At 44.0% G+C, this 709-nt stretch carries 1 protein-coding gene; it reads right to left on the reverse strand.

What is annotated here, in order from left to right:
* Window positions 1–512 precede the first annotated feature (512 nt).
* Window positions 513–709: hypothetical protein (locus WG89_RS28790; RefSeq protein WP_062269480.1), on the reverse strand; the 197-nt coding region annotated here is incomplete at its 5' end.

The raw sequence follows: 709 nt of genomic DNA on the forward strand, positions 1-709 counted from the left end.
TGAGCACTATGCATCAAGAATGACTTGTACCCAGGCTTTGGTAGCCGTGATGCGCAAGCTGATACGTATAGCATTCAGCGTATGGCGTAGCCAAAAGACATTCGATATGGCTCAATATCATTCCCCCATTATGCAAAAAGCTATGCTGTCTGATTAAAGACCCAAGCCTCTTGCAGTGGAGAGTTTCTCACCGATGAGGCTCTAATTTCTTATGTAATTACTAAAAGCAGGTTGACAAGAAACATAGAGCCTCAGTGCGAACGGTATAGGGTTTAGCACATAGCTGCACTAGGTGTGTCAGGGACGACATCACACAAAATAAAAACATGCATTAATACCTGTTGCCGGTGATTCAGGGCTGGCACAATACCTCCGGAATATTCGGCAGCAGGATGCTGGTCATTGAGTAAGGAACAGGCATGTTGGATCTATGCCTGATAAAAAATAAAAATGGAATGTATAAATGTAGTATTTTCCAATCCTGAAATGAGCCTGAAGGCAGGTACTACTACCTAACCCTCGGCTTGTCGCTCATGAACTAATTGAAACAGGATTTCTCTGGCTTGTTGCAGCTTTCTGGCCGCTTCATTATCGGTCATGGCTTCCGCTTTGTCCTTTAGTTGGTCCAGTGTAATCCCTTCTTTCAGGTACTGTTCTGGTTCCTTCAGTGACAGGAACTTTTCGTAAGGGGTCATCATGTTTTCATAGC

The organism is Endozoicomonas arenosclerae (assembly GCF_001562015.1).
Taxonomy (GTDB): domain Bacteria; phylum Pseudomonadota; class Gammaproteobacteria; order Pseudomonadales; family Endozoicomonadaceae; genus Endozoicomonas_A; species Endozoicomonas_A arenosclerae.